General features: G+C 34.5%; 16 protein-coding genes. 13 read left to right on the forward strand and 3 right to left on the reverse strand.

Translation table 11 applies throughout. The annotated features are described in order from the left end of the window. Nucleotides 1–75 precede the first annotated feature (75 nt). The 11 genes from ACRASX_RS12565 to ACRASX_RS12615 all read left to right on the forward strand — a co-directional run bounded on the left by ACRASX_RS12565 (nt 76) and on the right by ACRASX_RS12615 (nt 11794). Complete coding sequence (locus tag ACRASX_RS12565; protein WP_432223092.1) at nt 76–1419, forward strand: sigma-54-dependent transcriptional regulator; 1344 nt, start codon at nt 76–78, stop codon at nt 1417–1419. Between the two features lie 159 nt (nt 1420–1578). After that, nucleotides 1579–1851, forward strand: a complete 273-nt coding sequence (locus ACRASX_RS12570; protein WP_066309530.1) for a DUF7674 family protein — start codon at nt 1579–1581, stop codon at nt 1849–1851. Between the two features lie 157 nt (nt 1852–2008). Further along, on the forward strand, nt 2009–2368 hold the full coding sequence (locus tag ACRASX_RS12575; protein ID WP_066309528.1) for a DUF7674 family protein: 360 nt from the start codon (nt 2009–2011) through the stop codon (nt 2366–2368). Nucleotides 2369–2374: 6 nt separating this feature from the next. Further along, complete coding sequence (gene kdpF / locus ACRASX_RS12580; RefSeq protein ID WP_072992107.1) at nt 2375–2452, forward strand: K(+)-transporting ATPase subunit F; 78 nt, start codon at nt 2375–2377, stop codon at nt 2450–2452. Nucleotides 2453–2487: 35 nt separating this feature from the next. After that, complete coding sequence (gene kdpA, locus ACRASX_RS12585; protein ID WP_432221476.1) at nt 2488–4176, forward strand: potassium-transporting ATPase subunit KdpA; 1689 nt, start codon at nt 2488–2490, stop codon at nt 4174–4176. Between the two features lie 12 nt (nt 4177–4188). Continuing rightward, nucleotides 4189–6198 (forward strand): potassium-transporting ATPase subunit KdpB, encoded by a 2010-nt coding sequence (gene kdpB / locus ACRASX_RS12590; protein ID WP_432221477.1) that lies wholly within the window; start codon nt 4189–4191, stop codon nt 6196–6198. Nucleotides 6199–6410: 212 nt separating this feature from the next. After that, complete coding sequence (locus ACRASX_RS12595) at nt 6411–6971, forward strand: K(+)-transporting ATPase subunit C (protein WP_432221478.1); 561 nt, start codon at nt 6411–6413, stop codon at nt 6969–6971. Nucleotides 6972–7037: 66 nt separating this feature from the next. Continuing rightward, complete coding sequence (locus ACRASX_RS12600; protein ID WP_432221479.1) at nt 7038–8120, forward strand: porin; 1083 nt, start codon at nt 7038–7040, stop codon at nt 8118–8120. Between the two features lie 126 nt (nt 8121–8246). Then, on the forward strand, nt 8247–8798 hold the full coding sequence (locus tag ACRASX_RS12605; RefSeq protein WP_432221480.1) for a potassium-transporting ATPase subunit C: 552 nt from the start codon (nt 8247–8249) through the stop codon (nt 8796–8798). A 129-nt stretch (nt 8799–8927) separates the two neighbouring features. Beyond that, nucleotides 8928–10055, forward strand: coding sequence for a sensor protein KdpD (locus ACRASX_RS12610; protein WP_432221481.1), 1128 nt, complete (start codon nt 8928–8930; stop codon nt 10053–10055). Next, the gene (locus tag ACRASX_RS12615; protein ID WP_432221482.1) at nt 10055–11794 is read left to right on the forward strand and encodes an ATP-binding protein; all 1740 of its coding nucleotides are present in this window, start codon (nt 10055–10057) and stop codon (nt 11792–11794) included. Before ACRASX_RS12610 ends, ACRASX_RS12615 begins: the two co-directional genes overlap by 1 nt. Nucleotides 11795–12113: 319 nt before the next feature. Here ACRASX_RS12615 and ACRASX_RS12620 read toward each other — a convergent pair whose 3' ends face one another. The 3 genes from ACRASX_RS12620 to ACRASX_RS12630 form a co-directional block, all read right to left on the reverse strand. Then, nucleotides 12114–12602, reverse strand: coding sequence for a hypothetical protein (locus tag ACRASX_RS12620; RefSeq protein WP_066309502.1), 489 nt, complete (start codon nt 12600–12602; stop codon nt 12114–12116). A 42-nt stretch (nt 12603–12644) separates the two neighbouring features. Further along, nucleotides 12645–13136 (reverse strand): BON domain-containing protein, encoded by a 492-nt coding sequence (locus ACRASX_RS12625; RefSeq protein ID WP_082706618.1) that lies wholly within the window; start codon nt 13134–13136, stop codon nt 12645–12647. A 232-nt stretch (nt 13137–13368) separates the two neighbouring features. After that, nucleotides 13369–13947, reverse strand: coding sequence for a hypothetical protein (locus tag ACRASX_RS12630; RefSeq protein WP_066309500.1), 579 nt, complete (start codon nt 13945–13947; stop codon nt 13369–13371). A 331-nt stretch (nt 13948–14278) separates the two neighbouring features. On the opposite strand from ACRASX_RS12630, the gene ACRASX_RS12635 reads away from it, so the two are divergent. Further along, nucleotides 14279–15463 carry a PAS domain-containing sensor histidine kinase gene (locus tag ACRASX_RS12635; protein ID WP_432221483.1) on the forward strand — a complete coding sequence of 395 codons (1185 nt, stop codon included), beginning with the start codon at nt 14279–14281 and terminating at the stop codon, nt 15461–15463. Beyond that, the gene (locus tag ACRASX_RS12640; protein ID WP_432221484.1) at nt 15460–16509 is read left to right on the forward strand and encodes a response regulator; all 1050 of its coding nucleotides are present in this window, start codon (nt 15460–15462) and stop codon (nt 16507–16509) included. Before ACRASX_RS12635 ends, ACRASX_RS12640 begins: the two co-directional genes overlap by 4 nt. Nucleotides 16510–16777: the final 268 nt, after the last annotated feature.

Genomic DNA, 16777 nt, shown 5'->3' on the forward strand with positions numbered 1-16777 from the left:
AGGCTTTTTTGTTTCATAAAAAACTATCGGAGCAAACGGTAATAAACCTAAATTTGCATTTATATAAACAGCACTATTTTGAGAAAAGTTTTAATTATAGACGACGAAGAAAAATTAAGAAGCCTTATGGCTCGAATTATAACTTTAGAAGGATTCGAAGTTTTTCAGGAGGCAGACTGCAAGTCGGCTTTAAAAAAATTAGAACAAACTGAAATTGATGTAGTTTTTTGTGATGTAAAATTACCAGATGGCAATGGCGTTGCACTTTCTAAAAAAATAAAAGAACACAGTCCTTACACTGAAATAATTTTGCTAACGGCTTACGGAAATATTCCAGACGGCGTTCAAGCCATCAAAAACGGTGCTTTTGATTATATTACTAAGGGCGACGACAACAATAAGATTATTCCGCTATTGTATCGCGCCATCGAAAAAGTAGACTTGACTCAAAAAGTGTCTTCTCTCGAGAAACGAATTAAAGACAAGTATTCTTTTGAAGCTATTATCGGAAAATCAAAAGCGTTATTGCAAGTCATTGATTTGGCAAAAAAAGTAGCCAAAACCGATTCAACCGTTTTATTAACTGGAGAAACGGGTACAGGAAAAGAAGTTTTTGCGCAAGCAATTCACGAAAATAGCAATCGTACAGGAAAATCTTTTGTAGCGCTAAACTGCAGTACTTTTAGTGCCGCAATTCTTGAAAGCGAACTTTTTGGACACAAGCAAGGTGCGTTTACAGGAGCTGTAAAGGATAAAAAAGGTTTTATAGAAGAGGCCAATGGCGGTACTTTATTTTTGGATGAAATTGGAGAAATGCCAATTGAATTGCAAGCTAAATTGTTACGCGTTTTAGAAACCAGCGAGTACATTCCTATTGGTGATACTTGTCCTAAAAAATCAAATTTCCGATTAATTGCCGCCACCAATCGTAATTTGAAAATTGAAAGTGAAGAACATCGTTTTCGTTCTGACTTGTATTTTCGATTGAATATTTTCGAAATTAACATCCCACCGCTGAGAGAAAGACTGAAAGATATTGCGCCATTAACAATTTCATTTGTAAATCAGTTTTCTGAAAAAATGAATAAAAAAAGCTTAGTAATTTCAGATGAATTTCTTCAAAAATTAGAAAATTATTCCTGGCCGGGAAACATTCGAGAATTAAAGAATATTATTGAGCGTTCGATTATCTTAAGCAATGATGCTGTTTTGACTGCCGATGTCCTGCCTTATGAAATGCAACATCAGAGCGAGAAATCCACCAAAACGATGTCTGCCTTTTCAATGCAAAGTATAGAGAAGCTTCATATTCAAAAAGTTTTAAATTACACGAAAGGAAATAAAGCAGAAACCGCACGTTTGCTAGAAATTGGAATTGCAACTTTATATCGAAAATTAGAAGAATACAGCATTCAGTAAAAACCTATCATTTCAATAAAAGCCTATCATTATGATAGGCTTTTTTTATGCCTTTTTTTTATAGATAACATTTAAAGTAAACAGCAGCAGCACTTTACGAAGATCGATACTTATTGGAACATATTTTGGCATAAGGCAAACAAACAAAATAGAATTCTAATGAAAAATAAAGTCAATAGCCTATACAATCGCGCTGAACGTTTTGCTGAAATTACTAAAAAAGCGCTAATTGCTGGAAATGTAGTACGCGCCAAAAATTGCTTAAACCTAGCCGAACGTTTATTTATTAACGGCAGCACAGAAACAAAGGGAATGATCGCCAATGTTTATCTCTATTCGCTCTGTTCCTTTATGAAATTAAAAAACTGTACTATTTCCAATCTTTTTCCTCAAAATTTAAAATTGGAGTACAACAGACAGCTCATTCTTTAAACGTATGATAACCTTTTTGCCTCCGTTTAAATCTAAAATCTAAATTTTATTAACCTTTAAATCAATTTGTTATGCTAACAATTATGCTCTTCGTACTCGGTTTATTATGTTTTTGGTTGCTCTACAGCGCTATTAATTTTTTTGACAACATCTAAAAATGAAAACAAAAATCTACGAGGCCATCCAGCAATGGATTCCCGATTCAAAAAACTGGTTTGATTTTCCATCTACAAACGATGAGACCATTAATCAATATGCACTTTTAAAAAGCGTCGCTAGATTTTGTAACGAGAAAATGGATTCGACGGATGAAGAAGAAGCTGAATCAGCGAAAGAAGTTATCAGAGTAATTAATATGCTATATGAAAGTGGCAATCAATATACTCGAAATGCAATCGAGAATGAATTTTTTACTGAATTGAGTACTCAAGAAAATCCTGCAAGTTTAAAGAAGCATTTGAGTCTTCTTTCGAAAGAATCAAAACAAGGATATTTAAAAACCTTATTAGAAAACTAACAAATTATGACCGCACTTTTTATAATAGCAATTGCAGTATTTATCTACATCTGCTACGTACTGCTAAAACCTGAAAAATTCTAAAACAAAAAGAATTAATAAACCCTTAATACAAAAAAATGAATACAGAAATATTAGGAATTGTAGCAATGTTCTTGCTGACTTTAGCCCTCGCTATTCCGTTAGGAAAATATATTTCCAAGGTTTACGGAATGGAGAAAACGTGGCTGGATTTTATATTTAATCCGCTTGAAAAGTTATTTTTCAAATTGAGTGGTGTCAATCCAGCTGTAGAAATGAACTGGAAGCAACACATGAAAGCTTTACTAACCATAAACATTATATGGTTTGTGTTGGGAATGATTATCATGATGACTATGGGAAGTTTACCGTTGAATCCGGATGGAAATCCAAGTATGTCCGCAGATTTAGCTTTTAATACAGTGATTTCTTTTGTTGTAAACTGCAATTTGCAGCATTATTCGGGCGAGACAGGAATTAGTTATTTAGGTCAGTTTTATTTGATGTTCTTACAATTCGTAAGTGCAGCAACAGGAATGGCCGCGGCAGTGGTTGTATTTAGAGCTTTTCGAGATAAAACAACTACTGAGTTAGGTAACTTTTACACGTACTTCATGAAATCTTGCACGCGCATCTTGTTACCACTTTCTCTAGTTGTAGCGGCTCTTTTGGCATTCCAAGGTACACCAATGACATTTGAAGGAAAAGACAGCATTACTACACTACAAGGAGATGTACAAGAGGTTTCTCGCGGACCTGCAGCTGGATTTGTTGCCATAAAACATATTGGTACAAACGGTGGAGGATTTTTTGGTACAAACGGTGCGCATCCTCTAGAGAATCCGACTTACTTCACTAATATGTTAGAGATGTGGGCTCAAATGATTATTCCTTTTGCAATGATATTTGCGTTTGGATATTTTATTAAAAGAAAAAAATTCTCTTGGATGATCTTCGGGGTAATGACCATTGGATTCTTGGCATTAGCCATTCCTAATATTATAGGAGAAATGCACGGAAACCCAATGATCGAGAAAATGGGAATTGATACTTCGCTTGGCGCGATGGAAGGCAAAGAAACAAGAATTGGTGCAGCAGCAACGGGTTATTGGAGTATTGCTACTACGGTAATTTCAACTGGATCTGTAAACTCCATGCACGATAGTACGATGCCACTTTCGGGTATGAACGAATTGCTTGCCATGATGATTAACAGTTTCTATGGAGGTGTTGGCGTTGGAATTCTGAACTTTTTCATCTTTATCATTTTGGCTGTTTTCATTAGTGGACTAATGGTAGGAAGAACACCCGAATTTTTTGGTAAGAAGGTCGAAGCTCGAGAAATGAAAATAGCGATGATTATCGCCTTGCTGCACCCTTTTTTAATATTAGTTGGTACTGCATTAACAGCTGCAATGCCAGAATATGGAACAGCAACCTTAAATAATCCTGGATATCATGGTCTTAGCGAAATGTTATATGAATTTACGTCGGCATCAGCAAATAATGGAAGTGGATTTGAAGGTTTAGGAGACAATACGGTTTGGTGGAATATTTCGACAGGAATAGTATTGATTCTTGCACGTTTCCTTCCAATCATAGGACCTGTAGCTATTGCTGGATTATTAGCAGCAAAGAAATTTATACCAGAAGGCGATGGAACGTTAAAAACGGATACAGCAACCTTTGGTTTAGTAACCTTGACTGTGATTATAATTATAGCTGCATTAGCTTTCTTCCCAGTACTAGCTTTAGGACCGATAGCTGAATATTTTACCATTTACTAAAAAGAATCTAAAATGAATAAAGATCAATCATTATTTCAAAAAGACATTATGAAGCCAGCTTTGCTGCAGTCTTTTGTGAAATTGAATCCGAAATTAATGTTTAAAAATCCCGTAATGTTTACGGTAGAGATCGGAACAATCGTGATGCTGTTTGTCTCTATTTGGACATTGACAGGCGAAACGTCACAAGGTAGTTTTGGGTATAATTTTGTTGTATTCATCGTATTATTATTTACGCTGCTGTTTGCTAATTTTGCCGAAGCCATTGCCGAAGCAAGAGGAAAAGCACAAGCGGACAGTTTGAGAAAAACGAGAGAAGAAACACCTGCAACTTTAAAAAGTGGAGCGCAAGTTTCTTCATCTCAACTCAAAAAAGGAGATTTATTTGTTTGCGAAGCTGGTGACACGATTCCAACTGATGGAGAAATTGTAGAAGGTTTAGCAACTATAGATGAAAGCGCAATTACAGGGGAATCAGCACCAGTAATCAGAGAATCAGGTGGAGACAAAAGTTCGGTTACCGGTGGTACAAAAGTATTGTCAGACCGAATTGTAGTTGAAGTTACAAATGAACCAGGCGAAAGTTTTTTAGATAAAATGATTGCTTTGGTAGAAGGTGCTTCACGCCAAAAAACACCAAACGAAATTGCCTTAACCATATTACTTGCTGGATTTACTTTAGTATTTATAATTGTTTGTGTGACCTTAAAACCATTTGCTGATTATTCGAATGTTAACATTACAATAGCTTCTTTTATTGCCTTATTTGTTTGTTTGATTCCAACGACCATTGGAGGATTATTATCCGCCATTGGAATTGCAGGAATGGACAGGGCTTTGAGAGCCAATGTAATTACGAAAAGTGGTAGAGCAGTTGAAACAGCTGGAGACATTGATGTATTGTTATTGGATAAAACGGGAACCATTACTATTGGTAATAGAAAAGCAACTCATTTTTATCCAGCTCCTGGAATTTCAGAAGCACAACTAATTAAAGCTGCGGTTTTAAGCTCTATGTCTGATGAAACACCAGAAGGGAAGTCTATCGTTGAATTAGCAAAAATAGATCCTCTTAGCTTTCAAGTAAATAATGCACAATTTATAAAGTTTACAGCCGAAACGAGAAGTTCGGGAATCAATTTTGACAACACGCGAATTAGAAAAGGAGCTACAGATGCTATAAAAAACATCGTTATAAATGCAGGAAATCCTTTTCCAGCAGAATTATTAAAGCAAGTGACGACTATTGCTGAAAATGGTGGAACTCCTTTAGTAGTTTCTGAAAACGAAGTGGCATTGGGAGTCATCGAACTGCAAGATATTATTAAAGCGGGAATGTTTGAACGTTTTGAACGCCTTCGCAAAATGGGTATCAAAACCGTAATGGTGACTGGTGACAACCCATTGACTGCCAAATTTATAGCTGAAAAAGCAGGCGTTGATGACTTTATTGCCGAAGCCAAACCTGAGGATAAAATGAACTACATCAAGCAAGAACAAATGGCAGGTCGTTTGGTTGCCATGATGGGAGATGGTACGAATGACGCACCGGCCTTGGCGCAAGCAGATGTTGGTGTAGCAATGAACAGCGGAACGCAAGCTGCAAAAGAAGCTGGAAACATGGTCGATTTAGACAATGATCCAACCAAGTTAATAGAGATTGTTGAAATTGGAAAACAATTATTAATGACTCGCGGAACGCTTACCACGTTTAGTATCGCGAACGATGTTGCTAAATATTTTGCCATCATTCCTGCCTTGTTCATCACAGCCATTCCTGCGCTTCAAGGTTTAAATATTATGAATTTACACAGTCCAGAAAGCGCGATTCTTTCAGCAGTAATCTTCAACGCGATTATTATTCCGTTCTTGATTCCACTCGCTTTAAAAGGAGTGAGTTACAAACCAATTGGTGCAAGTGCTTTATTGAGAAGAAACCTGTTACTTTTTGGTGTAGGTGGAATTATAGTTCCTTTTATTGGTATCAAAGTGATTGATATTGTAGTTGCGTTGTTTATGTAATCCCCACCCCAACCCTCCCCAAAGGGGAGGGAGATGATTGCAGGAAAATAAGGCACACATTAAAATAGGAGAACGACGAAAGAGAAAAGAATAGGCAATTTAAATTTTACGATTAAGATTTTAATGCAAATATAAAAACAAACAAATTCCAAGCTCTGCTTGCCCTCTCCTTTGGAGAGGGGTCAGAGGTAAGGATAAAATAAATAGAAATTATGAAAAATAATTTAATAAAAGGTATTAGAATGACCATCGTGTTACTAGTGCTTTTCATGGTGATTTATCCACTATCAGTTTGGGCAATTGCTCAGTTAGCACCAAACAATGGTAAAGGTGACGTGGTATCTTACAATCAGAATAAAGGATATGCGAACATTGGTCAAAGCTTTACGGATGACAAGTTTTTTTGGGGAAGACCGTCTGCTGTTGATTACAACGCTGCTGGATCGGGAGCAAGTAACAAAGGAGCTTCTAATGACGAATATTTGGCGGTAGTTCAAGGCCGAATTGATACGTTCCTCCTTAAAAATCCAACAGTACAAAAATCACAAATACCAGTTGATTTAGTGACGGCAAGCGGAAGTGGTTTGGATCCGAATATATCTGTTACCAGCGCAAAAGTACAAATTGCAAGAGTTCAAAAAGCGAGAAATGTAAGCGAAGAAAAATTGAATTCGTTAATCGATTCGAATACAGAACAGCCTTTCCTAGGTGTATTTGGACCTACAAAAGTGAATGTTTTAAAATTAAATATTGCCCTAGATCAACTTAAATAACTTGTAGAAAAATTTGGGAGGTTGACCACTACCTCCCTTTTTGAATAAACATTAACTACTATCAAAATGAATACAAAAATAATAACAGCTGCATTATCACTCGCTTTTTCAGGTGCAGCATTTGCACAGGAAGTAGAAAAAAAGCCATTAACGTTTTCTGGTTATGCAGAAACTTATATTCAATATGATGCTAATAATCCAGACAATAATATGCGTCCAGGATTTATTTACAGTCACAGCCGCAACAATGAGGTTAGTTTAAACTTAGGATTTGTAAAAGCAAGCTATGAAACTGAAAATGTACGTGCCAATTTAGCTTTGGCAGCAGGATCGTACATGAACGCAAATTATGCAGCTGAACCAGGTGTTTTTAAAAATATTTATGAAGCAAACGTAGGATTTAAAGTGACTAAGAATCAAAATCTTTGGATATCAGCTGGAATCTTACCTTCGCATATTGGTTATGAAAGTGCTGTTGGAGCAGATTGCTTCACCTTGACAAGAAGTATCATGGCCGAAAATTCTCCCTATTTTGAAGCTGGAGCCAAAATAACGTACATTTCTCCAAGCGGACAATGGGAATTAACAGGGTTGTATTTAAACGGATGGCAACGCATACAGCGTGTTGATGGCAATACAACACCAGGTTTTGGTCATCAAATTGTTTACAGACCATCAGCACAATTCTCATTGAACAGCAGTTCCTTTATAGGAAATGACAAGCCAGACAATGTCCGTCAAAAACGTTATTTCCATGACCTTTATGCTGCTTTTGAAGTGACAACAAAAGTGAAATTTTTAGCAGGTTTTGATATGGGTTGGGAACAAGAAGCACCGGAAAGCGATAAGTACAATAAGTGGTATGGCGTATCCGTAATGGCACAATTGATGGCAACTGAAAAATTGAATTTTGCAATAAGAGGTGAATATTATCAAGATAAAAGTGGAGTAATAATAGCCTCAGGAACGCCAAATGGATTTGAAACTTATGGTGTTTCGGTGAATGCTGATTATAAAATTACACCCAACTTAGTTTGGAGAACGGAAATTAAAAATTACAGTAGCAGAGATGCAGTATTCGCAAAAAATACAGCTGAAACGTCTGACAATAGTTTATCAGTAGTTACTTCGTTGGCTATAAAATTTTAAGATTTTAACTATTTAAGGACACAAAGTTTTCTATTTAAATTGATAGATGATTTTGTGTCTTTAATAGTTTTGATTAGTTGCTACTTAAATTTTTGTATTCTTCTAAAAAACTAAAATGAAACTGAAATGAAAAAAATAATTCTCATAGTAGTTTGTACGTTTTTTATCGGAATTTTATTTGGAATTCGATATCCATTTATACTTTCGGTATTTGATGCATTTAATTCAGATCAAAAACTAGACACAGTAGTTTTACAAGAAGGAAAATCAGCTAAGCAAATTGCCGATAATTCAAACTTTAATCAAGACATATATTTTTGGAAACATCCATCTTTAAGTGATTGTAGATCAGTTAACTTAGAAAATAATACTATTTACTTAGTTAAGACAGACTCATTAGAAGAAGTAGATTCTAGAATAAAGGCTGCTTTACTAAACAGAACGACACAAAAGATACAACATAATGCACTTACAAAATCTCAAAATAAATTAGATTGTGACATTTCAATTGAAGATGCAATGATACAAGTCCCAAGAATTGCAAAAACTAGAAATATAAATGTAAATCGAATTGATTCGTTAGTTCTTGAATATTCCAGAACCAGAATAATAGGGATTTTGGGACCAAAACAAATAAATATGATGTTTTTAAATACAGAATTGGATAAATTGAAATGATGCAGCAAAGGTACTTTTTAGAGTCAAAAAATTTATTAAAAAGCCTGAATTATTAAATACAAATTAATTTCGCAAAACAATAATTGCTATAGTAGTACATAAATTGGCTCTGAAACAAATTCAGCATAAATGGATCAAGAAAAACAAAACAACGCGCAACATTTTCTAGACTTAATTCAGAAATCTCGCAGAGGTAAATTTAAAATTTACATCGGTATGAGCGCTGGTGTCGGTAAAACGTATCGCATGCTGCAAGAAACACAGACCTTATTAAAAAAAGGAATTGATGTTAAGATTGGTTATATTGAAACGCACAACCGCAAAGAAACACATGAACTAGTAAACGGTTTACCCGTTATTCCGCGTCGTTCTATTTTTTATAAAGGCAAAAATCTCGAGGAGATGGATGTTCAAGCCATTATTAATTTGCGTCCTGAAGTGGTTATTGTAGATGAACTGGCACACACCAATATTGAAGGAAGTAAGAATGAAAAACGATGGCAAGATGTTTTAGAGATTTTAGATGCGGGAATTAATGTGATTTCGGCAGTAAATATTCAACATATTGAGAGTTTAAATGAAGATGTAAAACGCATTACAGGTATTGATGTTAAAGAGCGAATTCCTGATAATGTATTGCGTTTGGCAGATGAGGTTGTAAATATTGACTTAACTTCCGAAGAACTGATCAATCGATTAAAGGAAGGTAAAATTTATACTGAAGATAAAATTCAGCGCGCGCTCAATAATTTTTTTAAGGCAGATCAAATATTACAATTAAGAGAGCTAGCTTTAAAAGAAGTGGCTAGTCAAGTTTTTCGAAAAGTAGAAAATGAAGTACCTAAGAACCCCAATGCGCGACATGAAAAACTGTTGGCCTGCATTAGCAGTAACGATAAAACCGCAAAAATAGTTATCAGAAAAACGGCAAGACTGGCGAGTTATTATAACAGTGTTTGGTTCGTTTTGTATGTGGAAACGCCAAAGGAAAGTAATACCAAAATTCCGTTGGACAAACAGCGCCATTTAATTAATAATTTTAAATTGGCTACACAGTTGGGTGCCGAAGTCATCAAGAAAAAAGAAAGTAAAATTACAGAGGCCATTTTAGAGTTAGTGGAGCAAAAACAAATTACCACGGTTTGCATCGGAAAACCACATTTAAATTTATTTAAGGTAATTTTGTCAACCACTATTTTCAATAAATTATTAAACAAATTGTCATCTTCAAAAGTTGACCTTATCATTTTATCCTAATGAGAATTAAAACCAAATTAAATCTGGGTGTAGGTTTGCTATTTGTGCTGATAATTGTCCTTTCAATTGTGAGCGTTTATTGTATCAATTCAATTAAAAAAGACACTCAAAACATTCTAAACGCTAATTACGATTCTTTAGAATATACGCGAAATATGCTGTTGGCTTTGGACATTTATGAAGATGATGAAATTAAATCTATTACTCTTTTCGAAAAAAATTTAAACAAACAATTAAAAAACATTACTGAAGTTGGCGAAAACAAAGCGACTTACACACTGCTATCTAATTTTAAGTTATTAAAAGAAAATAAAGTTACCGATAGTTTGCAGTCTCATATTCATCAGAACATTTTTGAGATTATGAAACACAACATGAACGCGATTAAGTTAAAAAGTGATGTGGCCAAGCAGACTGCAGAAAATACTAGCTTTTCGATTATGATTTTAGGAAGCTTGTGTTTTTTAATAGCATTTAACTTGTTGGTTAATTTACCAAACAACATCGCCAATCCGATTAAGGAATTGACGGCAAGTATTCAAGAAATTGCAAATAAAAACTATTCAGAACGTGTTCATTTTTTAAGTCATAATGAGTATGGCGATTTGGCGCGCTCTTTTAATACGATGGCCGAAAAGCTACAAGAATACCACAGCAGCAATTTGTACAAATTATCATTTGAGAAAAAGCGACTGGAAACGTTAATCAATAAAATGCACGATCCAATAATTGGTCTGGACAGCGAAAATATTATATTATTTGCCAACGATGAAACCTTAAAAATTGTTGGTTTAAAGAAGGAAGAAGTAATTGGTAAATTGGCTAATTCTTTAGCAGAAAAAAACGATTTGATCAAGTGCTTGATTGATGTAAATCAAACTACAAAGTCGGAACCGATGAAGATCTTCGCAGATGGCAAAGAAAGTTATTTTGAAAAAGAAGTAGTAGAAATTACCATAATACCTACTGGAGAAGATAAAGTTATTGCTATTGGCGATGTAATTATTCTTAGAAATATAACTGTATTTAAAGAATTGGATTTTGCGAAAACGAATTTTATAGCGACAGTTTCGCATGAGCTAAAAACACCAATTGCTTCTATTAAATTTAGTTTGCAATTGCTAGAACGAGCAGAAACTGGAAGCATTAATGACGATCAAAAACAACTGATGGAAAGTATAAAAGAAGACAGCCAGCGCCTTTTGAAAATAACAGGCGAATTGCTGGATCTTTCTCAACTGGAAACGGGAAAAATTCAATTGCAAATAGAAAAAACAAGTCCGTACAAAATTGTGTATCAAGCAGTAGAAGCTGTAAAAATGCAATCCGAAAACAAAAATATTGAAATTTCTGTCGACGCTGAAGAAGATTTACCAGAGATCATAGCTGACAGCGAAAAAACAGCTTGGGTTTTAATAAATTTTTTAACCAATGCAATCGCTTATTCTTCAGAGCAGAGCAAAATTATAATTCGTGTCAAAAGAGATGTAGAGCAAATTGTGTTTGAAGTAATTGATAACGGCAAAGGAATCGACTCAAGATATAAGAATAAAGTTTTTGATAAATATTTTCAAATTCCTGGTAGCAGCAAATCAGGTACTGGTTTGGGACTGGCAATTAGTAAAGAGTTTATCGAAGCACAAAATGGAAAAATTGCTTTAGAAAGTGAGCTCGGTTTTGGAAGTACGTTTAGTATAAGAATGAATGTTTTTGATAGTACCAAGAACTTTAGCTCGTAACGCAAAAGTTGAATTGTTTTTTTAAGCGCCGTAATTTCGCCAATATAATTGAAGAGAATAACTTTAAAACCTCATCACTTACCGTTTTGTAGTTGTATCAGCTAAAACTCAAGAAAGTGGTTACAATAATGGGGCTTGTAACATTTACTTTGATTTACTAGCTGTGCTAGACGAGCTGCCTGTATTTACAACTCCAAATTTTTTTACAGGTAAAACGCAGTTGCTGAATATAAGCTTTTACAGCTCATCTGTTTCCGTAATTAGTTCTTCTTTTAAATTTAATTTTTTAGCTTTTTTGTTTGCTTTTTTCTCTCATTTTTTATTCAAAGTTGGACTGCGGTAAGTTCATTTCATTAATGTTGAGGTCTACTTTTTGCCATTTTGTTTGATCAAGGTTTGAAGTGTCAATATCAGTTGTCCAATCAATAAGAGGCATTACTTTTAAGCGTTCGATGATGCGTTTTCTATATCCGAAAGCGAACCTACTAGCTTTAAGTTGCTGCTCAATAGTATTGTTTCCATTTTGCATATTCTTATAAACAACAGTTTGTGTTTTCCAGTCGCCTTCCCAAGTAAAAAAAGCTTTTCCAAAACAAAGAATTCCGATGATTAAAAAAGTAAGTAGAATTGATTTGTTGCTTTTAAGTTTTCCTAACAAGTGGCCCACAATTATGACAAAAGAACTTGCGGCAATAAATAATACGATAAAATGGAGCACCGAATTATTAATGTAAAGAGGCGTGTAGCGATTTAGTAACACTAATGTAGCGGTTAAGACAAATAGAATGTAGATTATGCTGTTTTTCATGGTAGTAGTTTCGTACGAAAGTAGGTTTTTTTTATTTAAAATTTATTTAGATGAAACTATATCTGTATCGACAGTTAATTGATTGTCTACTTTTAAAACTCCTGGAGTGCTCCATGCAATTCGAGTTGGTTCTTCTTTTTGGTGCAAAGAATCGAACATATCAATTAACGTGATCTTATTGGCAGGAGCAACCGTTATCGTAATATCATTATGATCAATGGTCACGTTCCGCCAGAGTGCCCGTTCTATATTTTTAATGGTACAGGCAGCTTTCTTTAGCTTTTGTAAAATAGTAATGTTGTTTGCAATTTCTTTTACACCTAAAAAATTACTAACAGTTAATTTTGCAGCTTGTTTTTGTTTGTTCCATTCAATTTCGCTCGTTACTATTAAGCAGCCATTTTTAGCGTGTAGTTTTATATTTTCATCGGGAATGTCCCAGTGCCATTTGAATGCGTGCCGAATTTCCGCAGCAATTTCAGTATCGTTTTTTTTATCAATACTCTCAAAACAGCCTTCAATATTTGGTACCACTGCTTTTACACGACGTTACAAATTTTACCGCTTCTTCTGCTTTTTCCTTCCTGATCTAACTATCCAACTGTTCCCAAAAGAGTAATCATTCCTTCTAGATCCGTTACAGCAATGTTTGCATTAAAAAGAATAGGCTCCCATTTTAAGACACTTTTACATCTTTATGCAATTCTTTATTACTTTTCATTTCGGTTGTGCTTTGCAATACATTAAAAATACCTACTGAAACACTTCAGTCAAAATCGTTTTTTACTTTGTTCATGCTTTTACGACCCGGTAAATAAATTTGAAAACCAAAAGAAAGATTTAAGTTATTTTGATAGGGAGTGCTTCCAAAACCCACCAATCCATTGTATTTCAGCAAGGCTTCTAAGCCAATATTTGGTGTTATAAAATAGGAGAAACCTGGGCCGACACTTAAATTTAGTCCGTTAGTATTATCAGCATCACTCACATTTACACCACCTAGACCTACGGTCGCTTCTGCAAAAAACCGACTGTGTTTTACCAGTTCTCCTTCAGCTCCTGCATAATAGCGGCCCAATGCGCCAATTCCGTAATTGGTAGTGGTATTCGAATGTTTTGCCGTTTCAATACCAAAGTTTAAATAACCTCCCAATGCAATATTGTCTTTAATAAACCAGGCCACTTTTGGGCTGATGTCGATACTTATGACATTCGGATCATTTAGTCCTAAACTAATATTGGCAAGATTACCTCCAATAAGCACATTACCTTTTTCGATTTGTGCATTTGCAATAAAACCAAGGGTAAGTAGTGCTACCAGTGTTAATTTTTTTTTTGTTTTCATTGTATTGGTTTTAAGTTATTTTATGTTTTAAACAAAGTTGCTGTATAAGCTAAAGTCACGAAATGATTCAGGTCACTTATAAAAATGTTCCGCATCAGTTTATTTACACTTTGCTGATAGTTTAATATTGATACCTCAAATTTAAATGGATTGAATAAGTAGTAAAAATTGTAAAATGCTGTATAAAAATTAGAGTTTTATGATACTTTTAAGTAAGAAAAGTATTTATTTTTTGTTTCTATTGTATTGTTTTTAAATGAGTTAAATTATTATTTGAAATTTAATTTGGTATATTTGTTATGGTGATTGCTATACGATCATTGCAACGCGCATGGAGAATAGTGCCTTACTTAAAGCCGTAATACAAAATGCTATTGATGGTATTTTAACGATTGATGAGTATGGTACCATTGAATCGATCAATCCATCAGCTTGTGCCTTATTTGGTTATTTAGAGCAGCAATTGATCGGTAAAAATATCTCGATATTAATTCCTTCCTCTTGTAAAAAAGAGTCCCATATGTATATTAACAGTTATAACAAAAGCTTTAAATCTAGTATAGGTACTGGACGGCAATCGATTGGTGTTCGTAAAAACGGCAATTTGTTTCCGTTGCATTTGGAAGTGAGTGAAGTACAGTTTTTAGACAGAAGCATATACTGCGGATTTATACACGATTTAAGTCAGCAAAAAGAAGCGGAAGACCGCCTGCAGCAATATGCGTCTCATCTGGAAGAATTGGTTGAGGATCGAACGGAATCGCTAAACAGTACAATTGCCGATTTGCAGCTGGCAAAAGAAAAAATTAGTCAATCGCTAGTAAAAGAGAAACAACTTAATAAGTTAAAAAGCCAATTTTTATCGATGGCTTCGCATGAATTTAGAACGCCATTAAGTAACATACAGTTGTCGGCATCTTTGATCAGTAAGTATGCGCAAGAGTACAGCAATCCTAATATAGAAAAACATGTAAAAAAAATTAAATGCGCGGTAAGCAATCTCACCTCCATTTTAAATGATTTTTTATATACCGAAAAGAAGGGCATCAATAATGTAAAACCAGTTTATACTATTTTCAATCTTGTAGAATTGGGAACAGAGATTGCGGAAGAACTGCAACTTCTTGTAAAACAAGGACAATTTATAAAGTACAGTCATTACGGAGCTAGTGTAACAGTTAGTCTAGATAAAAATCTCATTAAAAACAGTATTATAAATTTGATTGTAAATGCCATAAAATATTCAGAAGAATGTACTGTAATTGAATTTAAAACAAGCATTGATGAAAGCCAATGCATCATTAGTATAAAAGACGATGGCATCGGAATTCCCGAGCAAGATCAGAAGCATTTATTTGAACCTTTCTTTAGAGCACAAAATGCAGGGAATGTATCTGGTACGGGTTTAGGACTTACTATTGTAGCCCGTTATACCAGCTTAATGAATGGAACAATTTCCTTTAAGAGTACGCCACATCAGGGTACAGTATTCACTCTTTTATTTCCCATGCAATGAGCAAAGTTTTAGTAATTGAAGATAATAATACTGTTCGTGACAACATTGTTGAAATTTTAGAATTAGCAAAGTACACTGTGTCTGAGGCAGCTAATGGAAAGGCTGGAATTGAATTAGCTTTAAAAATCATACCCGACATTATTCTATGTGACATTATGATGGCAGAACTGGATGGTTATGGTGTTCTATATGTGCTTAAAAAACATTTAGAAACCAGTACCATTCCATTTATATTTATAACAGCGAAAGCCGATAGAATGGATGTAAGGAGAGGAATGGATATGGGAGCAGATGATTACCTCACCAAGCCTTTTGATGACTTAGAGCTTCTAAATGCTATCGAAAGCCGCCTAAAAAAGAAAGATGTGCAAAATGCGTTTTATGGTAGCGCTCTAGATAAATTAGATCAACAGCTTTCTAATATCGAAAGTTTGACTGAATTTAAGAAAATTATAGAGCAGCAAAAATGCCGACACTACAAAAAAAAGCAAGTCATTCATCATGAAGGCGACAAAGCTTTAGGCATATACATGGTCATTAGCGGAAAGATTAAAACGATTAGATTAGCAGAAGATGGTCGTGAATTAATGACAGGAATATTTGAAGCCGATGATTTTCTGGACATTAATGTGATGTTGTCTACCGAAACGTACACGAATACAGCAACTGCAATCGACGATAGCACGTTGTGCTTTATGCCAAAAGAACAGTTAGACGAACTGTTATACCAATATCCTGATCTTGCAGCAAAATTTATCAGTATACTGTGTCAAGACATCAGAGAAAAAGAAGAGCATTTATTACAACTGGCCTATCAAAGTGTACGAAAGCGTATTGCCAAAGCTATTATTAGATTGTTTAAAATACATCATGCAGACGGTGATTGTCTTAAAATTACCCGAAATGATCTTGCTGCGATGTCGGGAACTGCATCAGAAACGGTGAGTCGTACTTTAACTGATTTTAAAAATGAAGGTTTAATTGAAAAAACAGAAAAAGGCATCAAGATGCTCGATATAAGTCGATTGATTAATCTTAAAAATTAATCGAATGAAGATTAAGAAGTTTCTAAATTGCACTCAAATTCTGTGTACTTAAAATATTGATAGCGTTTGTCTATTGTTTTCAAATTCCTTAGATTAGTTAGAAATCACATTTTCTTTGTAGCGTTTATTTTAAAGCTAAAAGATGAGAAATAGTATGCTCGAACAAAATATGAATATAGTAACACAATGTTTTAGCTCTTTATTTTAGCAATGCTACTAGATTTTAGTAACTGCACAGTAACGCATAAACAGGTATGTAAGGAACCAC

The organism is Flavobacterium sp. TMP13, assembly GCF_050847115.1.
In the GTDB taxonomy this organism is placed as follows: Bacteria; Bacteroidota; Bacteroidia; order Flavobacteriales; family Flavobacteriaceae; genus Flavobacterium.